At 56.3% G+C, this 1,608-nt stretch carries 1 protein-coding gene; it reads right to left on the bottom strand.

Features of this window, described 5'->3' with window-relative positions:
* Positions 1–28: 28 nt before the first annotated feature.
* Positions 29–1,567, bottom strand: a complete 1,539-nt coding sequence (locus DIE17_RS36965; RefSeq protein WP_124921837.1) for an IS3-like element ISBmu11 family transposase — start codon at positions 1,565–1,567, stop codon at positions 29–31.
* Between the last annotated feature and the right edge of the window lie 41 nt (positions 1,568–1,608).

The raw sequence follows: 1,608 nt of genomic DNA, 5'->3' as shown, positions 1-1,608 counted from the left end.
GGGGATGCGGCTATTTTCTTGGACTGATTTACGTTGCTAACCCGAGGCTTTCACGGTACTCGATGGGGCTGAGATAGCCAAGGGAGCCCTTGATCCGTTTCTCGTTGTACCAGCGAACGTAGGCGTCCAGTACCTCAACGAACTCCGCGATGGTCGTCGAACGCCAGTCTCCTGTATAGAACATCTCAGTCTTTAGCCTGCCGAAGAATCCCTCACAGGCCGCGTTGTCCGGTGAACAGGCTTTACGCGACATGGAGCGGATCAGCTTAGCCTTCGCAACCCGCGATAGCCAGCCAGGCCAACGGTAGTGGCCACCCCGATCGGAATGCACGATCGGCGTCTCGTCGTCCTCGGTCACGGTCTCGATAGCCGCATCTAGCATGGAATTCACGAGCTCTGCGTCGGGGCTTGTGCCAATCGACCAGCTGACTACCATCCCATCGAAGCAGTCGATCATGGGCGATAGATATACCTTCCCCGCAGGAATCTGGAACTCGGAAATATCCGTCACCCACTTTTCGTTGGGGGCGTTCGCGTGGAAATCGCGATTGATGATGTTATCTGGGGCAGGGCTGATTTCCCCGATATAAGAGCGATATCGGCGCCGCTTGGGCCTTGCTGCGTGGAGGCCGCCTTGTTTCATGAGGCGACGCACGACTTTCTCCGATAGAAACACTCGTTGCCTGCTAAGCGCTGCTTGCACCCGACGATAGCCGTAGGATCGGTGATTGTCCTCGAAGATCTCTGCAACGGTACGACGGACATCTGCATATTTGTCGGCAACCCGTATGGGCGACCGATGATAAAAATAGGAGCTGCGCGCCAGGTCCAACCGCTCAAGCAGCTCACTCAAACCGTATTCTTCTCTCAGGGCGTCAACCAGCTTCGTCTTCTCCCGATTGCTCAGGAGTGGCAGGTCGACGCCCAGGTCTTTTTTTACGAGTTCATTCGCGTTCTTCAACAGGTCGTGTTCAAGCTTCAGATTGCGAATGTCGCGCCGGAGCTCTTCGACCTGCCGCTCCAGTTCGTCCCGATCCGTCTCTGATGGTGATCCCTTGTCGCGCTTCATGGATGCAGGAGCCCCTCGGCCGAGTAACTGGTTCTTCCAGTTGTACAGCGACACCCTGTCGACGTCCAGCTTTTGCGCCACCGCCTGTGCACTTCCTTCCCGTGTGCACAGTTCGTACACCGCGAGCTGCCTGGTCGCCAATGACACGGCCGGTCGGCCTACCTTGCCAACCACGCGTTTCCTGGTTTCCGGATAGCGCTCGCGAACCCACGCCGTCAGTATCTGGCGACAGGGATAGCCTAATGCCCTGAGGGTGAAGCTGAAGCTGCGCCCGTGATTGACGTAATGCTCAAGTGCCAGGTTCTTCTGTTCTTCTGAGTACTTTGGCTTTACGCGAACATACTCTTTCTGCAGATCGCCACTCTTCTCGAATTCCTCGCACCACGCCTTGAGAGAATTCTTCGTCGGGTAACCCAACTGGCGGATTGTCGCCTTGACGCGCTTTCCGAGTTTCAGGTACAGCTCGACCGCCCGAACGCGGTCTTCGTATGAATACATGGACTACCTCCAAAGTAGTCCAAGATTTTGTCCGCATCCCC

It is taken from the genome of Burkholderia sp. Bp9099 (assembly GCF_003857805.1).
Lineage (GTDB): Bacteria > Pseudomonadota > Gammaproteobacteria > Burkholderiales > Burkholderiaceae > Burkholderia.
The sequence above is the reverse complement of the archived record's forward strand: the minus strand, read 5'-3'. Positions and strand labels throughout refer to the sequence as shown.